Below are 21,979 nucleotides of genomic sequence, written 5' to 3'. Positions count from 1 at the left end.
CGCGGATCGCTCTCGCCGCGTCGTCGGCGCTGGTTAGGGTCGGAGGGTGAAGCGGAGAATCCTCAGTCTGCTCGTCGCCGTGACCGCGTTCGCGGGAACCGGGCTCGCCTTGACCGGCGGGGCGCCCGCATCCGCATCGCCGGCGTCGGCCGCAGCGCCCGCCGCTTTCGCCCCAGCCGCCGCCCCAGGCGCTCTCGCTCCGGCCGCTGCCGCCCGCGCCGCCCTGCCGGCCGGCGTCGCCGACTTCACCTTCGAGTCGATGACCGCCGACTACACGGTCACCCGCGACAAGGACGGCCGCGCGCAGATGAAGGCCGTCGAGACGTTCATCGCGCTGTTCCCCGACTACGACCAGAATCGCGGCATCATCCGCGCGCTGCCACTGCGCGACACCCGCTTCAGCATCCCGCTCAGCCCGCGGGTCGAGTCGGTGACCACCGAGACCGGCGACCAGGTGCCGTTCGAGACCGACACGAACGACGGCTTCCTCGAGATCGCGGTCGGCGACGACAGCTACGTGCACGGCCGCACGACCTACGTCATCACCTACACGATGAAGAACGTGATCAACCAGGCGACGAGCTCGGTGCAGGAGTTCTCGCCGAACGTCAACGGCACCGGCTGGGACCAGAGCTTCGGCACCGTGACCGCGAACCTGCACCTCGACTCCGCGCTCGAGGCGCGGCTCACCGGCGACGCGACCTGCTACATCGGCGCGCAGGGATCGACCGACCGCTGCTCGGCCACGCGCACCGATGACGGCTTCACGGCGAGCGGCGGTCCGATCGCGGCCCGGCAGAACATCACCCTCTCGGTCGGATTCCGCGACGGCACGTTCATGGTTCCGGCCAGCCCCAACGACTCGCCGCTGGCGACGATCGTGCCGTGGCTCGTGCTCGGCCTCGGCGTGGTCGGCCTCGTCGCCGTGATCGTGGTGCGCACGACGCGCTGGAAGGATGCGCCCGGTCGCGGCATCGTCATCGCCGAGTACGAGGCGCCGGAGGGCCTCGGCATCATGCCCGCCGCCGCCTTCGCCGAGCGGTCCTGGACGGGGCTGCCGGCGCTGCTCGTGCAGACCGCCGTCTCGGGCGCGACCCGGCTCGTCGACCAGCCCGAGGAGGTCGAGTCGCGGCGCTACCGGGTGGATGTGGTGAAGCCCGAGGCGATCACGAACCAGGACGACTGGTGGGCGATGACCGCGCTGCTCGGCCAGGTGCCCACCGCGGGTCAGCGCTTCGTGCTCGACCGGGACGACCAGAACATCGGCGACCGGATCACCGGACTCGGCTCGGGCGCACGCAGCCGGCTCGCCGAGTTCGGGCTGCGCCGGCGCGTCGCCGGAGGCGCCGGCGGCCGGCTCGTGCGGGTCATCGCCCTCGTCGTGATCGTCGCCGCCGTGCTGCTGCTCGGCTGGGCCGGGGTGAACGCGGTGCGCGCCCCCTCCGTCTTCCTCGGCGCGATCGGCGGGATCCTGCTCGCGATCGTGACGCTCATCCTCTCGGTGCCGCCCGTGCGCCGCACCCGCGAGGGAAGCCTCCTGCACGAGAAGCTCGAGGGCCTCAAGCTCTACCTCACCGTGGCCGAGGAGGAGCGCCTCAAGGTGCTGCAGAGCGTCACCGGAGCGGAGCGCCGCCGCGTCGACCCGAACGACCCCGCGCAGGTCGTGCGCCTCTACGAGGAGCTGCTGCCGTGGGCGATGATCCTCGGCGTCGAGGCAAGCTGGGCGAAGGTGCTCGGCGATCGCTACGCGACCACCCCGCCGCAGTCGGGCGACGGACTCGTCTCCCCCGGCGTGCTCTGGAACCTCAGCGCATTCCAGGTGGCGAACAACACCAGCCAGTTCGCGACCACTCCCCCGGAGCCGTCGAGCTCGTGGTCCAGCTCGGGCGGAGGCGGCGGATTCAGCAGCGGCTCGTCGGGAGGCGGCTTCTCGGGCGGCGGCTTCGGCGGCGGAGGCGGCGGCGGTCGCTGACCCCGTCTCCTCGCGCGGCGCAGCATCGCGTGCAGGAGCGGTGCCGTATCCGCGCCGCGCATCCGCCGACGTCCCGAGCACGACCGACACGTGTCCTGGGCGTGAGCCGGGTGCGGCCCGAGGGAAGCTCGCACCGGCCTACTATCGGAATGTGAGCGATACCGGCGCATCCCCGACGCCCCCGGAGACCTCGCGCCTGCTCCGTGCGCTGCACGCCCACGCCGACCTGCGCGCGACGGCGATGACGGCGGCGCGCGAGAAGCTGCAGATCAGTCAGCAGGATGCCCGCGCGCTCGAGTACATCGCCCTGAACCCCGGCGTGCGACCCGGTGTGCTGCGCGAGTACCTCGGCATCACCTCCGCCGGCGTCACGACCCTCACCGACCGGCTCGTGCGCCGCGGCGTCGTCAGTCGCGAGGCCGACGAGACCGACCGCCGCGCGACCCACCTCACGGCATCCATCGACCTCGACGCCGAGCCGTGGAGCACCCTCACCGCGATCGACCGCGAGCTCGAGCAGGCGATCGTCGACAGCGACGCGCACGATGTCGCCGCGGCGACGGCGCTGCTGGAGCGACTGCTGGGGGCGCTGACGCGCTGAGGCGACTCAGGCCGCGTGCGACTCGATGTACGCGGTCGACTTCGCCTCGAGGAAGGCGCACAGCGTCGAGACCATCGCCAGCTCGGCCGACAGGCGCGAGGTCTCGGCCGGGGTGAGCGCGAAGGTCTCCTCGCGGCCCTCGAAGGTGATCAGCCAGCGCGCCTCGCCCGGGGCGACGGGTGAGAGGTAGACGACGGTCGAGGCGTCGTTGAGTCCGACTGTGATGAGACCGGTGTCCGAGCCGTCGCTGCCGTCCTGATCGAGCACGCGGATGAGCTCGTGGGCGGGATAGCCGAGGCCGCTGAACTCGTCGATCCAGGCCTCCAGCATCGGCTTGGTGCGGAACGGCATGGCACCTCCAGGATCACGGACCGCGACTGCGGCCGTGGTGTCAGTATGACCTACCTTCGGAGCGACTGAACACCGCGTGACAGGGACGCGAATCCGTGCTAAATGCGGTGCCGGATGCGGCCGCTCAGACCTCGAGACCGCGGTTGAGCCGGCGGGCCCCGCGGGGCGCCTTGCCGCCGAGGTACGACGAACCCGAGTCGACGAGGAACCCCTGCCGCAGCGCCTCGCGTCCGATCAGCATGCGGAAGCCCATCCGGTCGCGGTTCGTCAGCGTGACCTCGATCGTCACCTCGCGACCCGCCAGGATCAGCCGCATCTCGACCACGTAGCGCGCCTGCGCGTGCCCCGACGAGCTGCGCACGCGACGACGGTCGACGACCGGGCTCTCGACGACGACCTCGCCCTCGGTCGAGCGCTGCCAGGGTCGGATCGTGAACCGCACCCAGTCGGCGCCATCACGCTCGAAGGGCTCGATGTCGTAGGCGTGGATCGCGGAGGTCGTCGCACCCGTGTCGAGCTTCGCCTTGATCCAGGGGACCCCGACATCCGGCAGCTGCACCCACTCGCGCCAGCCCGCGACAGTGTTTGAATGAGGGGATCCCACCGTCCCATCCTCCCAGCACGACGCCGTGTTCGCCGCGAAGCCGGCAGCACGTCGCCTCAGCCCCCTCCACTGAACGGTCTCGTCGATGAAGCTCGCCATCCTGTCGCGCGCCCCGCGCGCCTACTCCACCCAGCGTCTGCGCGCCGCCGCCGAGCAGCGCGGCCACGAGGTCAAGGTGCTCAACACGCTGCGGTTCGCGATCGACCTCTCGGGTGAGGAGCCCGATCTGCAGTTCCGCGGCAGGCAGCTCAGCGACTACGACGCGATCCTGCCGCGCATCGGCGCATCCATCACCTACTTCGGCACCGCCGTCGTGCGCCAGTTCGAGCAGATGGACGTCTACACGCCCAATACCGCCAACGGCATCTCGAACGCGCGCGACAAGCTGCGGGCCACGCAGATCCTCTCCCGCCACAACATCGGCATGCCTGCGACCGCGTTCGTGCGCAACCGCGCGGATGTGCGCCCGGCGATCGAGCGGGTCGGCGGCGCCCCCGTCGTGATCAAGCTGCTGCAGGGCACCCAGGGCATCGGCGTCATCCTCGCGCCCGAGGTGAAGGTCGCCGAGGCGATCATCGAGACGCTGCACTCGACCAACCAGAACGTGCTCATCCAGCGCTTCGTGAGCGAGAGCCGCGGACGCGACATCCGCGCGCTCGTCGTCGGCGACCGGGTCGTCGCGGCGATGCGCCGCCGGGCCGAGGGCGACGAGTTCCGTTCGAACGTGCACCGCGGCGGGTCGGTCGAGCGCGTGGAGCTCTCGCCCGAGTACGAGCAGACGGCCGTGCGCTCGGCGCAGATCATGGGCCTGCGCGTCGCCGGCGTCGACATGCTCGAGGGCGAGGAGGGGCCGCTGGTCATGGAGGTCAACTCCTCCCCCGGCCTGCAGGGCATCGAGACCGCGACGCAGCTGGATGTGGCGGGCGCGATCGTCGACTACATCGCCAACCAGGTCGCCTTCCCCGAGATCGACGTGCGCCAGCGCCTCAGCGTCTCGACCGGCTACGGCGTCGCCGAGCTGCTCGTGCACAACCACGGCGACTTCGTCGGCAAGACGATCGGCGAATCGAGCCTGTCGGAGCGCGACATCACCGTGCTGACGCTGCACCGCGGAACCCAGGTCATCCCGAACCCGCGCAACCGCGTGACGCTCGAGGCCGGCGACCGACTGCTCTGCTTCGGCAAGCTCGAGGAGATGCGCTCGATGATCCCCGAGCGCCGTCGCCGCCGCGCGAAGGTGCGCAAGCTGCCGGCGGCGCCGATCCCGGCTCCCGAGCAGGTGCTCGACACCGAGTGAGCGCGAGCGCGGGGTTCCGTTCCGAGCGCGCGGTGACGACGCCCCGCACTCGGAACGGGACCCCGCGCTCGGGAACTCAGAGCAGGCGCGGGATCCAGCAGCGCACCGTCGCGCGGTAGCGGCGGAAGCCGTCGCCGAAGCGGGCTTCGAGGTCGGCTTCCTCGTGCGGACGCACCGCGTAGTTCCAGATGAGCGAGCCGGTGACGGCGTAGGCGACGACGACCCACGATCCGAGCGCGAGGCCTACGGCGGCGCCCTGCGCGATCCCGGCCACCGCCATCGGGTTGCGCACGAAGCGGTACGGCCCCGCGACGACGAGCGACGACGCCATCGCCGTGGGCAGCGGGGTGCCGCGTCCGAGGAGCGCCATCGTCGCCGCCGACCAGATGCCGAGCGCCGAGGCGAACACGAAGACGACCGCGCCGAGGATCGCGACGCCGAGAGCGACCGACGGCGGCAGCGTCGCATCCACGCGCCAGCGCAGCTCGAGCGCCCGCAGCACGAGCGGGCCGGCGATGAGGAAGAGGCCCCAGAACACGATCATCTGCGCGATCGTCAAGGCGACGGTCGCGCCCAGGGGCAGATCGGGGCGCAGCGGCCGGAACGCGAAGGGGCCGCTGATGATCCATCGCGTCGGGATGCGGCCGAGCAGCAGCGCCGTCAGCGCGACGAGCGAGCCTCCGGTCGCGGCGGCCATGATCAGCACGCCCCAGCCGGCCTCGGTCGTGACGGTCGCGTAGACGGCCAGGCCGAGGGCGACGACGGCCGTCCAGGTCGTCGCGATCACGGCCGCGACGCGGGTCGCGCGGCTCGGCGCTGCGCCGGTCGCACGGCCGGGGAGCGCTGCGAGAGCCGACGCGACGACGAAGAGCGGGATGTCGGCCACGGCGACGGCGACCGGGTCGAGTGACCCGAGCGTCACGTCGCGCACGACGGGAATCGTGAAGACCGCGACCCACCAGAGGGCTCCGGCCACCGCCTGGACGGCGAAGTACGCACGAGCCCAGGTCACGGTCGCACGGTATCAGCGACGCGGCGGAGGCGAGCGGCGCTCAGGCGACGAGGAAGCCGCCGTCGGCCTCGAGCGAGGCTCCCGTGACGAAGGAGGCGGCATCCGAGGCGAGCCAGACCACGGCCTCGGCGATCTCGGCCGGCGTGCCGATGCGTCCGATCGGATGCCCCGACGTCACCTCCTCGAGGTAGCCGGGCAGCGTCGCGGCGAGGTGGGCCACCATCGGGGTGTCGATCACGCCCGGCAGAACCGCGTTGACCCGGATTCCGTCGGCCGAGTACTCGAGAGCAGCCGCCTTGGTGAGGCCGATCACCCCGTGCTTCGCCGCGGTGTAGGCCCCGTGCAGCTTCATCGCCCGCACGCTGAGCACCGATCCGGTGTTGACGATGCTGCCGCCGCCGGCGGCGCGCATCGCGACGATCTCGGCGCGCATCGAATAGAAGACGCCCGACAGGTTCGTCGCGATGATGCGGTCCCACTGCTCCAGCGGGGTGTCGGCGAGCAGCGTCTCGGCGAACTGGACGCCGGCGTTGTTGTGCGCGATGTCGAGCCGGCCGAAGCGGCGCACGACCTCATCCACCGCGCCGTCGACCGAGGCCGGATCGGTCACATCGACCCGCAGGAAGGTCGCGTGCGCGGCTCCGCCGAGCTGCTCGACGAGGCGGCCGCCCGCATCGGCGTCGAGGTCGGCCAGCACGACCTGGGCTCCGTCGCGGGCGAGGGCCGCGGCGCTCGCGGCGCCGATCCCTCCCGTCGCGCCGGTCACGAAGGCGATGCGGTCGCGCAGCGGGGATGCGGGGGTGCGGGTCACGGAGCCTCCTTGCTCGTCACCCGCAAGATTGTCATACAATCCACGTCGCGTCATCCGCGATCGCCCGCCGGACCGCGGCGCCGCGCAGCGTCATCCGCGCGGCGTCATCCGCGCGGCGTCATCCGCGCGGCCGGGTGAACCACCTTCACCCGGCCGCGCGAGCTGAGATCGGCGTCAGTAGCTGATGACCTTCGGCGCCGCGACCCCCTTGAGGCCGGCGACGCCGAACTCCTGGCCGTAGCCCGACGACTTCGTGCCACCGAAAGGCACCTGCGGGTTGAGTCCGCCGTGGCTGTTGATCCACACCGTGCCCGCCTCGAGACGCTTCGCGACCTCGACCGCGGCGGCGCGATCGTCCGACCAGACCGAGGCGCCGAGGCCCTCCTCGCTGTCGTTCGCTCGACGGATCGCATCCTCGACATCCGTGTAGCGGGTGATCGGCAGGGCCGGGCCGAACTGCTCCTCGTCGACCAGGGCGACGCCGTCGCTGACGTCGGCCACGATCGTCGGCTGGAAGAACAAGGGGCCGAGTTCCGGCGCCGGAGCGCCACCGACGACGACGCGCCCGCCGGCCGCGGCCGCCTCATCCACCAGCCGCTTGACGATGTCGAACTGCCCCTCGTTCTGCAGCGGCCCGATCACATTCCCGGCGTCGGTGCCGCGGCCGAAGGGGATGGTGCGCGCGATCTCGCCGAGCGCCTCGACCGTCGCGTCGTAGACCGAGTCGTGCACGTAGAGGCGCTTGAGCGCCGCGCAGGTCTGGCCGCCGTTGATGAACGCGCCCCAGAACAGGTTCTCGGCGTGGGCCTTCACATCCGTGCCCGGCAGCACGATCCCGGCGTCGTTGCCGCCGAGCTCGAGCGTGAGGCGGGCCAGGTTGTTCGCCGACGACTCCACGATCCTGCGGCCGGTCGGGGTCGAGCCGGTGAACATGATCTTGTCGATGTCGGGATGCGCGGCCAGCCGCGACGCGACGCCGCGCTCGCCCGTGATGACGGTCAGCACATCCGCCGGCAGGTGCCGGTTGAAGATCTCGACCAGCGCGAGCACCGACAGCGGGGTGAAGCCCGAGGGCTTCACGATGACCGTGTTGCCCATGCGCAGTGACGGCGCGATCTGCCAGACCGAGATCATCATCGGCCAGTTCCACGGGCCGATCGCCCCGACGACGCCGAGCGCGTCGTAGTGGATCTCGGCGCGCGACTCCCCCGCCTCGAAGACGACCTCCGGCTCGAGCACGGTGTCGGCGGCGTTGCGGGTCCAGACGGCGCAGGCGCCGACCTCGAAGCGGGCGTTCGGGCCGTCGAGCGGCTTGCCCTGCTCGCGCGACAGGATCAGCGCCAGTTCATCGGCGTTCGCCTCGATCTCGTCGGCGACGAGGTTCAGCAGGCGGCTGCGCTCGGCGTGGCCGAGGGCGTTCCAGGCCGGCTGCGCGGCGCGGGCGGCCGCGATCGCGGCCTCGAGGTCGTCGACCGTGTGGTTCGGGGCGTAGCCGATGATCTCGCGCGTCGCCGCATCCGGGATCGCCCGCCCCTCCGCCTCGGGGACGGTCACGGCGTCGAGCAGCGAGGTGGCGGTGTCGGTCATGACGGGATCTCCTTCGGACGCGGCGGTGCGTCGGGTGGTACGGGCGGTTCGTCGGATCGTGCGGCGGTGCGCGGACGCGGGATGCGCCCCGAGGGGAGTCAACGACGACCGGCGGCGGGCGACAAGGCCGCCGCGGCGGCTTGTTCGCGCAGATGCAAGGCCCCTGCGGGCGGGGACATCCGGCGCGGGGATGCGCGGCGGCAGAGCGCCCGAGGTCGTACGGCTGAGCGCTGGGCTGGCCGGGCACGCCGATCCGGCTGAGGGCGGTATGGCGGCCGGGCGGCCCTACGGAACCGCGATCCAGCGCGTGATCAGGTCGGCGTAGTCGCCGCGCCGCTCGGCGAGCGCGGCCGGGTCGGGCACCCCGAGCACGCCGCGGATGTCGGAGAGCCAGCGCACCAGTCCGGCCGGGTCGTCGACGATCGGCGCACCGCCGCGGGTCTCGGCGCGCGACGCGCCGAGGTGCAGCAGCAGCTGCAGTTCGCGCTGCCGGTTCATCACGTTGAACGTCAGCCGGTCGCGGCCGTCGAGGTCGTAGCTCGGTGCGTTCCACTTGATCGTCTCGCTCAGCCGCGGCTCGACCTCGAGCAGCAGCGCGCGCATCCCCTCGAAGCGAGCCCGGTCGTCGGGTTCGAGGGCGGCGCGGAACTCGTCGACGGTGCGGTGCTTCGCGGGCATGCGGCCAGCTTCCCGGCGCGGGCGGGCGCGGGTCAACAGGTGGTCGCGGTGTCGTCGGGCGGGCGTAGCATCCGAGCATCACGCGTGGCCGGACGCACTCCTGTCCGAGCCCGCGCGTCCGCGCGGCTCCCGAATCCGAGGAACACCGTGGCTCTCAACGGCAGCGTGCAGGACGGGCTGGATGCGGCGGCGCGCGCCCGCTCCGGCTATTCCCCCGCGTGGCATCCCATCCTCTCGGCCGACGAGGTCGAGCCCGGCACCTGGGTCATGCGCTCGCAGGTGCGCGACTACGCGATCATCCGGATGCTGCGCATCGGCGGCGAGGTCGGCTACCGCGCCGTCACCTGGGCCGAGCAGAGCGGCGACCGCAAGCTCATCGGCTACTACCGCACGCTGCGCGCGGCCGCGTTCGCGGCCCACCAGGTGTTCCTGGCGCAGCACGCGCGCAGCGGCGGGATCAACGGGGTGTGAGTGGGCCGGCCGGTGCGCGAGGGGGGAGATCGGGGGCCGGGCGAGCGCTCGAAGCGCGGCGGCGCGGCTCAGTTCGCCGACGGCGCCGACGGGAAGACCAGCTCGACCTGGCCGCCGACGCCGTCGACCTCATTCGCGCCGATCGCGAGGGTCGCGCAATGACGGCGGGCGATCCAGCTCGCGAGCGAGAGGCCGAGACCGGTTCCGCCGTTGCCGCTCGTGACGAACTCGCGCGTCACGTCGAGTGCGGCCGGGAAGCCGGGGCCGAGGTCGCGCACCTGCAGCACGATGGCATCCGCGCCGGCACTCGCACCCGCGCCCGCACCCGACCGGGCGTCCGCCGCCGCACGCCGGAACACCGCGACCGTGATGAGCGGCGGGCGCTCGGGCACCGTGCCGTGGCGGCGGGCGTTCTCGACGAGGTTGGCGACCAGATGGCGCAGCAGGTCGCGGTCGCCGACGACCGTGAGCGGCTCGGCGACGTCGACGATCACGTTCGGGTCGAGGTGCTCGGCGTCGGCGGCGACCCGATCGAGCCGCACGGGCTCCCGCACCTCGGGCACCTCCGCCTGGTCGATGCGCGCCGCGAGCAGCAGATTGTCGATCACGCGGCTCGCGCCGTCGGCGATCGACACGAGCTCGCGCACGGCGGGGGTCGTGCGGCCGACCTCGGCACGGACGCCGTCCTCGCCGTCGGCGGCTGAGCCGCCGACCTCCGCCCGCACCGGGTCGACCCCGCCGCGCTCGAGCGACTCGGCCCCGGCGCGCAGGCGCGCCAACGGGGTGCGCAGCTCGTGCGCCGCCAGAGCGAGGAAGCGCTCACGCTGCTGCGTCGCATCCACGGCCGGGCGGATGCTGCGCCGCGTGATCAGCGCGCCGACGGCGGCGAGCACGATCACCAGCACGGCTCCGCCGACGAGCGTCGGCAGGAGAAGCGGTCCGGTGGTCCAGGAGACGGCGGGCGCCACCGCGACGACGGAGCCGGCGACCTCACGTCCGTCGCCGTCGGAGAACCACGGCATCGCGACCGCGCGCACGGTGGTGTGGCCGAGCGGCAGCGTCGAGCGGACTCCGTTCTCCTCCGGGTCGGACATCGACAGCCGGGCGATCGGGATGAGCGCATCGGTCGACGGAACGGAGGCGCCGGCCGCCGGATCGGCGTGCGGAGTCAGATCGGGATCGGAGTCGAGCACCTCGCGCGGGTCGCCGCCCCGAGCGAAGACGACGAGCCGCGCCGGGCGCGCGCCGTCGGGGCGATCGAACAGCATGTCGTCGGTCAGCGCGCTCGTGTCGGGTTCGGCGCTCGTGCCGAAGACGAGCCCCGCCGCGCGCCCGGCCTCGCCCTGCAGGAAGCTGTCGAGCTCGCGCTCGCGGGCGTGGGTGTCGACGACGACGAGCACCACGGCGAAGGCGGCAACGCCGACCAGGGCGCTCAGCGCGAAGATCAGGGCGAGGTTGCGGTGAAGGCGCTGGAGCGCGGCACGCGGGCTCGAGGATGCGGCGGTGCGCCGCGGGGTGCTCACTCCGCCCCCGCGCCCGCGTCGTCGTCGCCCGACTGCTCGCGCGCGACGTAGCCGGCCCCGCGCACCGTGTGCACGAGTGCCGGCTCGCCGAGCTTCTGCCGCAGCAGCCGCATCCGCACGTCGACGACGTTCGAGCGCGGGTCGGCGTGCTCATCCCAGCAGTGCTCGATCAGCTCGGTGCGCGAGACGACGCGCCCGGCGTTGCGCAGCAGGTAGACGAGGATCGCCATCTCCTTCGCGGTGAGCGTCAGCGCTCGGCCGCCGCGCTGCGCCGTGAGCTGCGCGGGATCGACGACGAGGTCGGCGAGCATCAGCACCGGCGCCTGCACACTCGCGCTGCGGCGGCCGAGCGAGCGCAGCCGCGCCAGCAGCTCGGCCATCGCGAAGGGCTTCGCGAGGTAGTCGTCGCCGCCCGCGTCGAGGCCGGCGACGCGCTGGTCGATCCCGTCGAGCGCGGTCAAGAAGAGGATGGGCGTCGTCACGCCGTCGGCGCGGGCGCGGCGGGCCAGCGCCGCCGAGTCGCCGCCCGGCACGGTGCGATCGAGCACGGCCACGTCGTAGTCGGTGATGTAGAGCCGCTCGTCCGCCTCGGCCAGAGTCGCCGCCTCGTCGACCGCGTCGCCACGCGAGCGCAGCACCGCCGCGATGCTCCCGCGCAGGGCGTCGTCGTCTTCCAGCAGCAGCACCCGCACCGGCTCATCATGGCATCCGGTCGCCGCAGGGCGAGGCGCCGGCCGCCGACGTGGACCGGGCTTGATACCGGGCTCCGCGAGAGCACGCACTCTGCCGTCGCCCGACCGCGTGTCGGGGCGCAGAGTGCGTACTCTCACGGCGATCTTCGTCAGCTGGAGCGCACCGTGTAGGTGCTCGCCGCATCCTGACCGGAGCGGGTCTTCCAGGCGGAGAACCCGGTCACGTCGCTGCCGTTCCAGCTGAAGGCGACCTGCGTCGCCGCGACCGGCGAACCGTAGTCGTTGCGGTCGAACACGACGTTCGCGGTCTTCGCGGCGGCGCCGGCGTTCTTCACGCGGCCGACCAGAGCCGGGCTGCCGCCGGTCGCGGTGATGCGGTTCGCGGTGAAGGTGCTGTCGTGCACCATGTTCTGCAGCAGGATCTCGGGCGAGCCGTCGTCGTTCTGGTTGTTGCCGGTGAAGGTGTTGCCGGTCACGGTGACGTCGTAGGCGTCGCCCTTCGTCGCCGAGTAGCCGCCGACCGCGAGACCGACCCAGGCGCTGCGGACGACCGTGTTGTTCTCGACGCGGATGCCGTTCGTCGTGCCGCCCTTGTGCTCGGAGGCGACCTCGATGCCGATCTCGGCGCTGTCGACGCGGTTGCCGCTGATCACGATGTCGCGGCCGCCATCCACGTAGATGCCGTCGGCGCAGTCGCAGCCGCCCGCGTAGGCCGGGTTGCCGATCGAGGTGATGCGGGTGACGGTGTTGCCGGTGATGCGGCCGTTGCGCGCGCGGTCGGCGTCGGTCGAGCCGCCGGTCGCGGTCTTCTCGTAGCCGATCGCGTCGATGCCGATGTTGTTGTTGTCGTGCACGGCGTTCTGGTCGATCGTCCAGCCGTCGACGTTGCCGTTGACGACGACCGACTCGCTCGCGCCGAGCACGAGGTGGTCGACCTCGTTGCCGCGGATCGTCAGGTTCGTGATCGGCTTCGCGCCGTTCGTGCCGTAGACGGCGATGCCGTGGGCGTTCACGTCATCCGCCTCCTGCGTCGTGTTGTCGTTGCCGAGGTGGTGCACGTGGTTGCCGGCGACCGTGATGTTCGAGCCGGATCCGCCCACGAAGATGCCGACCGGCGTGCGACCGCGCGACTTCGTGCGGAAGCCGGTGACATCCAGCCCCTGGATCACGATGTCGGAGCTGTCGCGCACATCGACCACCCCGGTCGTGTCGGCGGCCGGGGTCAGCCCCGTCGCGTCGAGCACGACCTTCGCGCCGGGCGCGGCCTGCACGGTCACGCCGCTGCGTCCGCTGAGCACGATGCGCTGCTTCGCATAGGTGCCCGCGGCCAGCTCGACCGTGCCGCCCGCGGCGCCGAGCTTGTCGACGGCCTTCTGCGGGGTGCGCAGCGGGGCGGCGGCGGTTCCGGCGTTCGTGTCGGCTCCGGTCGGCGCGACGAAGAGCTTGGTGGTGGATGCGGCTGCACGGGGCTTCGGCGGCGCGGCGGAGGCATCGGTCGTGGTCGCCAACGTCAGCGTCACGCCGGCGACGGCGGTCGCGGCCGCGAGGGCGGCGGCGCCGAATCGGAGGGTCTTCGGTGTCATCGGTCATCTCCCGGTGTCGGGGCAGCGGTGCGCTGCCTGAGCCGAGGATGCCGAGGGGAAGATGACGCGACGATGACGCGCGCAGTCGGGATGCGCGGGCGGGTGCGCGGCGGGTGCGCCGGTCAGGCGCCGCTGACCCGCCAGACGGGGGCTCCGCCGTCGTGTGCGATGTCGACGACGAGCCCGGTGTAATCGGTGATGCGGGCGAGGGCCGGCGTCTCGGCGGTCACGGCGCCGCCGACGACGACCGTCTGCGCGCCCGAGGCGACGGCCGCGGCGATGCCGGCGGGCGCATCCTCGAAGGCCGCGCAGCTCGCGGCGTCGAGTCCGAGTCGCTCGGCGGCGAGCAGGAAGGCGTCGGGGTTCGGCTTGCCGCGCTCGACGTCCTCGGCGGTCACGACGACGACCGGACGGCGCACGCCGGCCGCGTCGAGGCGTGCGAGCGCGAGACTGCGCGGCGCGCTCGTGACGAGGGCGACCGGCGCGAAGGCGGCGGCCATCGCATCCAGGAACGCCGCCGCGCCCGCGATCTCGACGATGCCGTCGATGTCGTCCTCCTCGCGCGCGACCAGGTCGTCGGCGACGGCGGTCTGCTCGGCGGGGCTCAGGTCGGGCAGGAAGCGGCGGATCGTGTCGATCGCCTGCACGCCGTGCGAGACGCGGAGGATCTCGTCGATGTCGAGCCCGTGGTCGGCCGCGAGGCGGCCCCACTGCCGTTCGACGACGGCGTGCGAGTCGACGAGCGTGCCGTCCATGTCGAAGAGGAACCCGGATGCGGTGAGGTCGATCGGCACGCTCCGACGCTAGCGCAGGGCGGTTGCGGGCTCGGTGTGGCGTGTCGCGTGCATTCGTGGCCACCCTCGCGATGCCCCGGTCGTCCAGCGACCAGAGATGCGCGCCACGTGCGGCGTGTCGTCTGCATTCGTGGCCACTCGGCGCGGCGTCGCCCGGCGGCAGGGGCGGACCGTCGTCAGTCGGCGATCTCGATGCCGAGGTGCGCCGCGAACAGTCTCGTCATCGCGGCGGCCTGCACCTCGCCGATGCGGGCGCCGCGCATCCCCTCGATGCCGTCGATCGCGTGCACGTCGAGCCCGCGCAGGTCGAGGTGGGTCGCGCGGACGCCGTGCAGCACGAGCCGGTCGACCGTGCAGTCCTCGAAGGCGACGCGGGTGAGGGTCGCGCCGCCGAGGTCGAGCTCGTCGAAGCGGCAGCCGCGGAACACGACGTCCTCCAGCCGCGACGAGCGCAGGTTCAGCCAGCCGAGCTTCGAGGCGCTGACCACGACGCGCTCGAGCTCGGCGTCGTAGAGCTCGGCCGATCCGAGCCGCGAGCCGTCGATCTCGACATCGCGCAGCGTCGCGCGCGGGGCGACGATCACCGGCGCGTTCAGCCGCTCGAGGCGCGTCTCGATCAGGCGGATGGCGCGGAGACCGGTGTCGTGCACCGTCCAGTCGGCGAGCTCGCACTCGGTGAACGTCGCTCCCGAGAGGTCCCACTCGGTGAGGTCGGCGCCGGCGATGCGGAGGCCCTCGTAGCGCTCCCCCGCGGCGAGCGCGGTCGGGTCGCCGTCGACGAGTCCGTGCAGTCGCAGCGGGTCGATGCGCGGGGTCGGGTCGGTCTTCTTCGCCATGCGCCCATCCTGTCGGCAGCCGCCGACAGCGGCGCACGCGTCGCGCGACGGTCGACCCCGGCGTCGGCTCTACTCTGAGGCGTGCCCGACAACCTGTTCCTCGCGCTGCAGCGCAACGCCGACGCCGATCCGCGCGGCGGCTTCCTCCGTTCCGCCGACAGTGTCGTCACGAACGCCGAGGCGCTCCTGCTGACGAAGCAGATCGCCTTCGAGCTGCGCCGACTCGGACTGCGAGCGCACGAGGTGGTCGCGCTGGATCTCCCCGACCAGCTCGCCGTCCTGTTCACCGAGGCGCTCTACCACGAGGGTGCGATCCCGACCGTCCTGCCCGAGGGGTACGACCCGACCGGGGTGTTCGACATCCACTGGGTCGTCACGTCGCGGGCGGGTTCGCCGGGCGCACCGGTCATCGCCGATGCCCAGATCGTGGAGGTGGATGCGCGCTTCCTGCGACGCATCGAGGAGAACCCCTCCGGCATCAGCCCGACGGACGACTGCCCCGACACCATCCGGATCGTGTTCTCGAGCGGGACGACCGGCACCCCTCGGGCGATCGAGCTGTCCCGGCGCGCACTCCGATCGTTCGACGATGCCCTCGACACCTGGTTCCAGGGCGACCCCTTCCTGGTGCTGATGGATTTCCGCACCCCCTGGGGCTTCGGCGGATTCCACCTCGCGGTCGACGGCGGTCGGCCGTTCCTCAGCTCGGGCGGCGCCGATCAGGCGGCGCTCGTGCGGCTGGCCGCCGACAACGCCGTCACGTCGCTCAAGGGCTCCCCGGCGCAGATCGCGGCTCTGGTCGAGCAGCTCGAGAAGGAGGGTCGCACGCTGCCCGCCGTCGAGACGGTCTTCGTCGGCGGGACCGTCATGCCCCCGGGCGTCGCCGATCGGGTGCGGCGGGCGACCGAGGGATGTGTGATCCACAGCATGTACGGCTCGACCGAGGCGACGATCGGCACGAGCCGGGTGTACGACTCGGACGATCCCTCCGACGCCGGCTCTGTGCTGCCGGGCTCCACGATCGAGATCGTCGACGATGAGGATCGTCCGCTGCCGATCGGAGAGCGCGGTCGGGTGCGTCACCGCAGCGAGGGGATGGCCTTCTCGTACCTGGGCGACGCGGAGGCGAGTGCACGGGCGTTCCGCGACGGCTGGTTCTACTCCGGAGATCTCGGCTTCTTCCGCGCCGACGGCGGGCTCACGCTCACCGGCCGGGAGACCGAGGTGCTGAATGCCGGTGGAGTGAAGATCGATCCGGTGCGGCTCGACCACGCCGCGCTCGCGCATCCGGGCGTGAAAGACGCCTGCGCCTTCGACTACGCGACGGAATCCGGCGTGCGGGGCATCGGGCTGGCGATCGTGCTGGATGACGCGGTTGCGCGTGACGCCGACGCGGACGTCACGGAGCTGGTCCGCAGCCTGGCGCGCGAGTTCTCCTCGGCGGCGCCGACCCTCGTGGTCCGCGTGGCCGACATCCCCCGCAATGCGATGGGCAAGCCGCTGCGCCGTGTGCTCGCGGCGCAGCACGGCGAGAGCTGACCCCGTCCGACTGACGCGGAAGCGCCCCGCTGCCGAGCAGCGGGGCGCTTCGAATCGATCGGATCGCGTCGCGAGTCAGAACTGCTGACGGCGTCGGCGCACACGGGCGACGGTGACCAGTCCCAGACCGAGCACCAGGGCCGACAGCGCTGTGACGATCGCTGCGCCGGACACCTCGACGCCCGTGTCGGGGAGCCGGTCGGCGCCGACCGCGTCGCCGTCCGACACAGCGGCGGCCGGGTCGACCGCCGTCGGCGTGCCGGAGACGGGCCCGGCGGTCCACTTCGCGAAGTAGGTGGTGGATGCGGTCAGCGGCGCCGCGAAGTCGACCGGGGTCGCGAGCGTGGCGTCGGTGAACCACCCGCCGAAGACCCAGCCGGTGGCCGACGGAGCCGACGGCTCGGCGGCGGCGGTGCCGTAGGAGACCGTCTCCGCTGCGGGCGCAGCGCCGTGGCCGTTGGCGTCGAAGGTGACCGTCACCGGGGCGAGACGCCAGCGCAGCACGACGACGCCGGAGGCGCCAGCCGAACTGGTCCCGAAACGGGAGGTCGCTGCATCGCCGATCGTGGCGCCGCCTCCTCCTCCGCTGTTCGCAACGGCAGCCGAGAGCTGCGTGGCATCCCCCGGAGTCTGCGCAGAACCGCCGCACGCGGCCGTTCCGACGATCGATCCGCTGATCGTGCCGACCGCACCACCACCGCCGACGCAGCGGGTGTCACCCGCGAAGAGCGAGCCGACGGCGGCGACATCACCGACGACCAGTCCGGCGCCGCCGTTCTGCTGCACCGAAGGGCTGCCGCCCGCACCGGCGCCGGCGGCATAGTTCGAGCCGGCCGGGGTGGAAGCGCCAGCGTTGCCGTTGCCGCTCGCGCCACCGGTGGCGACTTCGTTACCGGCGACACCGGCGACACCGGACGCCGCGCTGGAGGTGAAGGCCCCCGAAACGATCGAGCTGGCCTGAGCGGATCCACCGACGTTCACCGTGATCGGCGCCGCGCCGGTCGTGACGTCGACGACCTTGACCTCGCCGCCTCCTCCTCCGGCCGCTCCATAGCCGGTTCCGTTTCCGTACGCCGCTCCGGATCCGCCGCCGCCGACGAGCAGAGCCTCGAGCTTCGTCGCCGTCGCGCTCGGGGTGAACGTCGTGGTGCCTCCGGTGAAGACCTGCTCGCAGGTGTCGGGGGCGAGCAGCGTCGCGCCCGGACCGCAGGCGTCCCCCTCGGCGGCCTGCGCCGGTGCTGCACCCGCGAAGAGCGAGCCGACACCGGCGGTGGCGAGGGCGGTGAGTGCGGCGGCGGTCGAGCGCACGGCGAGCTTCATCATGGTCTCCAGCCTCGTCGGACAGCGGGTTCGGGTCGCACGACAGGAACCGGGCAGACGAGGACGCGCGGAGCTGGGGAGTCGGGCTGCTCGAAGTATCGCAGTCGGCTGAGCATCGTCCGAGTCCTCGGAAGATCGTCGCCCGCCGCGGGTGACCCCAGTTCGAGGGTGGACGACATCGTCGGAGACGACGAAGGTCTCGGCTCGGGCCGGCGAGGGCTCGACGGCTCAGGCGCGCACGTGGCGCAGCAGCAGCTCGCCGTCCCCGGAGAGCAGCACCGAGGCCGGGCGCATGTCGGTCGGGGCGGCCGCGTCGGCGTGGGCGATGCGGCCGGCGGAGCCGCCCTCGACCGTGGGCGCGATCGTGAGGCAGAGCTCGTCGACGACGCCCGCCGTGAGGAAGGCGCCGAAGAGGCTCGGTCCGCCCTCCGCGTGGATGCGCAGCAGCCCGCGCGCGGCGAGGTCGGCGCGCACGTGGGCCGGGTCGACCGACGTCTCGCCCGCATCCACCACCTCGGCGACCGCGCTGAGCGCCGAACGAGCCTCGGCGGGCGCACTCGCGACCGTGTAGACGAGCGGACGCACCGGCGCCTCGGCGAAGATCGGCGATGCCGGGTCCAGGTCGAGCCGGCCGGTGACGAGAGCGAACACCGGATGCGGTGCGAGCCCCTGCGCGCGACGCCAGGCGACGGCCTCGTCGTCGAGCGCCATCGCTCCGTAGCCCTCGGCGCGGGCGGTTCCGGCCCCGACGAGCACGACGTCGGCCCAGCGCCGCTGCAGATCGAACACCCGCTTGTCGCCACCGCGGCCGAGCCCACCGGAGAGTCCCTCGCGGGTCGCGGCGCCGTCGAGGCTCGACACGAAGTTCAGCCGCAGCCAGGCGCCGTCGCCCGCGCTGTCATCGGCGCTGTCGCTGACACGCGGATCCGCACCACCGGCATCCTCACCGCCCGATCGCCCACCGTCGGCACCCGCCCGGTACGCGCTCGCACCGAGCGGCGGCGCGTAGGTCGCGAGCAGGTCATCGTCGCCGAGCCCGTCGAGCGGATCGGGCCAGAGTCGGTCGATGCGGGTCGTCACGAGAGCCTCCGCTCGTCAGACGTTGCGAGTCGGGTGGGTGTTGTGCTCGAGCCGCACGGGGGCCCGCAGCCCGAGGATCGCCTCGGTCATGCGCACCGCGTCCATGCTCGCCTCGACGTCGTGCATGCGCACGATGCGCGCGCCGCCGAGGATGCAGGCCACCATCGCGGCGAGCGACCCGGCGAGGCGGTCCTTCTTCTCGCGGTCGATCGTCTCGCCGATGAAGTCCTTGTTCGAGACGGCCACGAGCAGCGGCAGGTCGAGTGCGGTGAGCTCGTGGATGCGCCGGGTCAGCTCGAGCGAGTGCAGCGTGTTCTTGTCGAGGTCGTGACCGGGGTCGACGATGAGCCGCCCGCGCGGGATGCCCGCCGCCTCCGCCAGCGCGACGCGCTCGCCCAGGAAGGCGCGCACCTCGTCCACGACATCGCCGTAGTGCGCGGCCGGCTTCTCCTCGCGCGGCGGACCGACGCTGTGCGTGATCACGAGGTTCGCGTCGCTGCCGGCGACGACGGCCGCCATGTCGGGATCGCCGAGTCCGCTCGTGTCGTTGATGACGGCGGCGCCCGCCTCGATCGCGGCGCGCGCGACGGCGGCCTTGTTCGTATCGACCGAGATGACGACATCCGTCTCGGCGGCGACGCCCGCGATGACCGGGGCGACGCGGTCGATCTCCTCGTCGGTCGAGACCGCCGGTCCGCGCCCGAAGGGCACCCCGCCGATGTCGACCCAGTCCGCGCCCTGCTCGGCCGCGCGCACGGCGGCGGCGACGGCACGGTCGAGGGCGAAGGTCGCGCCCTGATCGAAGAAGGAGTCGGGGGTGCGGTTGATGACGGCCATCACCGCGACCTGCCGCGCGAAGTCGAACTCGCGTCGGCCGATGCGCTGCGCGGTCACCTCGTCACTCCGCGGCGGGCGCCGCGTCGCCCGCGGCCGTGGCGATCGCCCCGAACGGCGACGGCAGCGCGGTCACCTCGCCGCGGAAGGCGCTCGTCAGCAGTGTCGTGCCCGCGTCGCCGATGCCGCGGAACGACATGCACTGGTGCTCGGCCTCGATCACGACGCCGACGCCGCGGGCCTCGAGGTTCGCATCCAGCCAGTCGGCGACCTGCTCGGTCAGGCGCTCCTGCAGCTGCAGGCCGCGGGCGAAGTGCTCGACGACCCGCACCGGAAGCGAGACGCCGACGAGGCGCTCGCCCGGCAGGTAGCCGACGTGCGCGACGCCGCGGAACGGCAGCAGGTGGTGCTCGCACAGCGAGCGGAACGGGATGCCGTGCACCACGACGAGGTCGCGCGAGGCCGGTCCGTCGATGAACGACGCCGGCGGCAGCGGATCGCGCTGGATCGCGTTCGCGAGCATCTGCACGAAGCGCTCGGGCGTGCGACGCAGACGCTCCTCGTCGGGGTCCTGCCCGAGGGCCCGCAGCAGCTCGGCGACGGCTCGCTCCCCGGAGGGGAGGTCGAAGGGCACGGCGTCGGGCACGGCCTCGGACGGGGTCATGCCTCGACGGTACCGCGCGCGGGCGACACGAGCCGGGCCGGTGACGGCGCGCGACGCGACCCGCGGTGTCCGCTCAGGTCTCGACCGCCGCCCCGCGCGCGGCCAGGTAGGCGCGCAGCGTGAGCGCGGGGTCGGCGCGCTGCGCGGCGCGGTATGCGGCGAAGTCGAGCTGCTCGCGCAGCGAGCGCCCGCCCCGCATCAGCTCGGCCTGGCGGGACTCGACGGCCTGGATGCGTCGGGCCTCGTCCAGCACCTCGTCTGCACGGTCGGCCGGCAGGAGCAGGACGCCGTCGTCATCGGCGACGACCAGCTCGCCGCCGTGCACGAGCACCCCGTCGATGCTTGCGACGCGCATGGCCGATCCCGCGGGCGGAACGCGGCGCGGCCCCGTCGGGAGCGCGCCGAGGCTGTGCACCGGCAGCCCGAGCCGCCGCAGCTCCGCCGTGTCGCGGTGCAGTCCCCACAGCACGATGCCCGCGATGCCCGCGAGGGCCGCCTCGGCCACGATCAGGTCGCCGATGCACGACTCGTCGGGGCGTCCGCCGTTGTCGATCACGAGCACGTCGCCGGGGCGCGCGTCATCGATCACCTCGAGGATGACGTCGACGCTGCCGAGGTGCGTCACCGGTGCGGCCGGTCCGCTGAAGGGGCGCTCGGGCAGCAGCGGGTTCAGCGACGGCGGGGCCCAGCGCAGCGGCACGCCCAGCCGCACGGCGGCGTCGGCGACCGGGGCGGTCGGCACGGGGGCCGTCGGGGCGGCGGGAAGCGGCACGGACGCTGCCGCGTCGGCGGAGGGGCCCGAGCCCGCGGCGGAGCCGCTGCCCGAAGCGGGATGCACGTCGACGTCGCTCATGTCGCGAGCGTAGAGCCGCCGACCGACGCCGTGACGTCGGCGCAGGCCACGACCGCGCGGGCGGACCGCCCGCATCCGCCGACCTGCGCCCGCATCCGCCGCCCGAAGCCGCCCGTCGTCGCCCGCCCGCCCCGCCTCAGTCGCGCTCGCGCCGGTACACGTTGACGACCGCCCCCGAGGTGAGCGGCCGCGTCTCGGCGACCGTGAAGCGGCTCAGCGCGAAGCCCTCGGGGAACAGCTTCTTGCCCGTGCCGAGCACGACCGGGTAGACGATCAGTCGGTACTCGTCGACCAGGTCGTGCTCGCCGAGCGAGCGGATGAGGTCGGCGCTGCCCCAGACGCGGATCTCGCCGTCGATGTCGGTGCGCTGCTTCAGCTCGGCGACCTCGCTCGCGACATCCCGCACGACGACCGTGTTCTTCCAGCTCGGATCGATCAGCGTCGACGACGCGACGAACTTGGTGACGCGGTTGTAGCGGCGGGTGAACTCGCCCATGAGCCCCGGCTCGTCTTCGCTCCAGACGCCCCACGCGCGCGCCCAGATGTCGTAGGTCTTGCGGCCGAGCAGCAGTGCGCCGGTGCGGCTCTCCCACTCGGCGATGAGGCCGTCGCCCTCGTCACCGGCGGTGCCCTCGGCGCCGTTCGCGCCTCCCGCCCCGTCGCCGGAGGCGAAGTGGTCGGCGTCGTAATCCATCTGCCAGCCGCTGTAGGGGAAGTCGCCCTCCTCGTCCTCCCCGTCGCCGCCCGGCCCCTGGATGACGCCGTCGAGGGTCATGAACTCCTGCACCACGATCTCGCTCATGTCGGCTCCTTCGCCGCTCGGATCACCCGGCGCGGCACGCGGCGATCGTCACGGCCGACGGAACGGGCGGATGTG

The 21,979-nt window shown here is 72.8% G+C and carries 22 protein-coding genes; 5 read left to right on the top strand and 17 right to left on the bottom strand.

Annotation, left to right across the window (positions count from 1 at the left end; all coding sequences use genetic code 11):
• The first annotated feature begins 46 nt into the window (after positions 1-46).
• Together FJ657_RS16835 and FJ657_RS16830 are read left to right on the top strand one after the other, a co-directional pair.
• Positions 47-1,972 (top strand): DUF2207 family protein, encoded by a 1,926-nt coding sequence (locus FJ657_RS16835; protein ID WP_141164855.1) that lies wholly within the window; start codon positions 47-49, stop codon positions 1,970-1,972.
• A 151-nt stretch (positions 1,973-2,123) separates the two neighbouring features.
• Positions 2,124-2,573, top strand: a complete 450-nt coding sequence (locus FJ657_RS16830) for a MarR family winged helix-turn-helix transcriptional regulator (protein WP_255447416.1) — start codon at positions 2,124-2,126, stop codon at positions 2,571-2,573.
• Between the two features lie 6 nt (positions 2,574-2,579).
• On the opposite strand, the gene FJ657_RS16825 is transcribed toward FJ657_RS16830, so the two are convergent.
• Both FJ657_RS16825 and FJ657_RS16820 read right to left on the bottom strand, forming a co-directional pair.
• Positions 2,580-2,924 (bottom strand): hypothetical protein, encoded by a 345-nt coding sequence (locus FJ657_RS16825; RefSeq protein ID WP_141164854.1) that lies wholly within the window; start codon positions 2,922-2,924, stop codon positions 2,580-2,582.
• A 124-nt stretch (positions 2,925-3,048) separates the two neighbouring features.
• On the bottom strand, positions 3,049-3,528 hold the full coding sequence (locus FJ657_RS16820) for an ATP-dependent zinc protease family protein (protein ID WP_255447415.1): 480 nt from the start codon (positions 3,526-3,528) through the stop codon (positions 3,049-3,051).
• 85 nt (positions 3,529-3,613) lie between these two features.
• Between FJ657_RS16820 and FJ657_RS16815 the strand changes: the two genes are divergently transcribed.
• Positions 3,614-4,825: a RimK family alpha-L-glutamate ligase gene (locus FJ657_RS16815; protein WP_141164852.1), complete on the top strand. Its 1,212-nt coding sequence runs from the start codon at positions 3,614-3,616 to the stop codon at positions 4,823-4,825.
• A 76-nt stretch (positions 4,826-4,901) separates the two neighbouring features.
• Here FJ657_RS16815 and FJ657_RS16810 read toward each other — a convergent pair whose 3' ends face one another.
• The 4 genes from FJ657_RS16810 to FJ657_RS16795 all read right to left on the bottom strand — a co-directional run bounded on the left by FJ657_RS16810 (position 4,902) and on the right by FJ657_RS16795 (position 8,913).
• Entirely contained in the window at positions 4,902-5,837 is a 936-nt protein-coding gene (locus FJ657_RS16810) for a methyltransferase family protein (protein WP_141164851.1), read from the bottom strand.
• 40 nt (positions 5,838-5,877) lie between these two features.
• Positions 5,878-6,648 (bottom strand): SDR family NAD(P)-dependent oxidoreductase, encoded by a 771-nt coding sequence (locus FJ657_RS16805; protein ID WP_255447413.1) that lies wholly within the window; start codon positions 6,646-6,648, stop codon positions 5,878-5,880.
• Positions 6,649-6,822: 174 nt separating this feature from the next.
• Positions 6,823-8,235, bottom strand: a complete 1,413-nt coding sequence (locus tag FJ657_RS16800) for an aldehyde dehydrogenase family protein (protein ID WP_141164849.1) — start codon at positions 8,233-8,235, stop codon at positions 6,823-6,825.
• Positions 8,236-8,520: 285 nt separating this feature from the next.
• The gene (locus tag FJ657_RS16795; protein WP_141164848.1) at positions 8,521-8,913 is read right to left on the bottom strand and encodes a DUF1801 domain-containing protein; all 393 of its coding nucleotides are present in this window, start codon (positions 8,911-8,913) and stop codon (positions 8,521-8,523) included.
• Positions 8,914-9,060: 147 nt separating this feature from the next.
• On the opposite strand from FJ657_RS16795, the gene FJ657_RS16790 reads away from it, so the two are divergent.
• A complete protein-coding gene (locus FJ657_RS16790) occupies positions 9,061-9,384 on the top strand; it encodes a hypothetical protein (RefSeq protein ID WP_141164847.1) in 324 nt (107 codons plus the stop codon).
• A 68-nt stretch (positions 9,385-9,452) separates the two neighbouring features.
• Here the strand turns inward: FJ657_RS16790 and FJ657_RS16785 are convergent, their stop codons facing one another.
• The 5 genes from FJ657_RS16785 to FJ657_RS16765 all read right to left on the bottom strand — a co-directional run bounded on the left by FJ657_RS16785 (position 9,453) and on the right by FJ657_RS16765 (position 14,812).
• On the bottom strand, positions 9,453-10,907 hold the full coding sequence (locus FJ657_RS16785; protein ID WP_141164846.1) for a sensor histidine kinase: 1,455 nt from the start codon (positions 10,905-10,907) through the stop codon (positions 9,453-9,455).
• Positions 10,904-11,599, bottom strand: coding sequence for a response regulator transcription factor (locus FJ657_RS16780; RefSeq protein ID WP_219995949.1), 696 nt, complete (start codon positions 11,597-11,599; stop codon positions 10,904-10,906). The genes FJ657_RS16785 and FJ657_RS16780 overlap by 4 nt, the downstream gene beginning before the upstream one ends.
• A gap of 149 nt (positions 11,600-11,748) precedes the next feature.
• Complete coding sequence (locus FJ657_RS16775) at positions 11,749-13,182, bottom strand: right-handed parallel beta-helix repeat-containing protein (protein ID WP_141164845.1); 1,434 nt, start codon at positions 13,180-13,182, stop codon at positions 11,749-11,751.
• Positions 13,183-13,304: 122 nt separating this feature from the next.
• Complete coding sequence (locus FJ657_RS16770; protein WP_255447412.1) at positions 13,305-13,976, bottom strand: HAD-IA family hydrolase; 672 nt, start codon at positions 13,974-13,976, stop codon at positions 13,305-13,307.
• A 176-nt stretch (positions 13,977-14,152) separates the two neighbouring features.
• Positions 14,153-14,812, bottom strand: a complete 660-nt coding sequence (locus FJ657_RS16765) for a pentapeptide repeat-containing protein (RefSeq protein ID WP_141164844.1) — start codon at positions 14,810-14,812, stop codon at positions 14,153-14,155.
• A gap of 81 nt (positions 14,813-14,893) precedes the next feature.
• On the opposite strand from FJ657_RS16765, the gene FJ657_RS16760 reads away from it, so the two are divergent.
• Complete coding sequence (locus tag FJ657_RS16760; protein WP_141164843.1) at positions 14,894-16,351, top strand: class I adenylate-forming enzyme family protein; 1,458 nt, start codon at positions 14,894-14,896, stop codon at positions 16,349-16,351.
• A 75-nt stretch (positions 16,352-16,426) separates the two neighbouring features.
• Here FJ657_RS16760 and FJ657_RS17525 read toward each other — a convergent pair whose 3' ends face one another.
• From FJ657_RS17525 to FJ657_RS16730, 6 genes are all read right to left on the bottom strand, one after another.
• Positions 16,427-17,674 (bottom strand): InlB B-repeat-containing protein, encoded by a 1,248-nt coding sequence (locus FJ657_RS17525; protein ID WP_141164842.1) that lies wholly within the window; start codon positions 17,672-17,674, stop codon positions 16,427-16,429.
• Between the two features lie 225 nt (positions 17,675-17,899).
• A complete protein-coding gene (locus FJ657_RS16750; protein WP_255447411.1) occupies positions 17,900-18,751 on the bottom strand; it encodes a pyrimidine reductase family protein in 852 nt (283 codons plus the stop codon).
• Positions 18,752-18,766: 15 nt separating this feature from the next.
• Entirely contained in the window at positions 18,767-19,645 is an 879-nt protein-coding gene (gene folP, locus FJ657_RS16745) for a dihydropteroate synthase (RefSeq protein ID WP_255447410.1), read from the bottom strand.
• 4 nt (positions 19,646-19,649) lie between these two features.
• Entirely contained in the window at positions 19,650-20,249 is a 600-nt protein-coding gene (folE, locus tag FJ657_RS16740; protein ID WP_141164841.1) for a GTP cyclohydrolase I, read from the bottom strand.
• Between the two features lie 73 nt (positions 20,250-20,322).
• Entirely contained in the window at positions 20,323-21,102 is a 780-nt protein-coding gene (locus FJ657_RS16735; RefSeq protein ID WP_141164840.1) for an RraA family protein, read from the bottom strand.
• A 136-nt stretch (positions 21,103-21,238) separates the two neighbouring features.
• The gene (locus FJ657_RS16730) at positions 21,239-21,904 is read right to left on the bottom strand and encodes a dihydrofolate reductase family protein (RefSeq protein ID WP_141164839.1); all 666 of its coding nucleotides are present in this window, start codon (positions 21,902-21,904) and stop codon (positions 21,239-21,241) included.
• Positions 21,905-21,979: the final 75 nt, after the last annotated feature.

The organism is Schumannella soli (genome assembly GCF_006517435.1).
Taxonomy (GTDB): domain Bacteria; phylum Actinomycetota; class Actinomycetes; order Actinomycetales; family Microbacteriaceae; genus Schumannella; species Schumannella soli.
The sequence above is the reverse complement of the archived record's forward strand: the minus strand, read 5'-3'. Positions and strand labels throughout refer to the sequence as shown.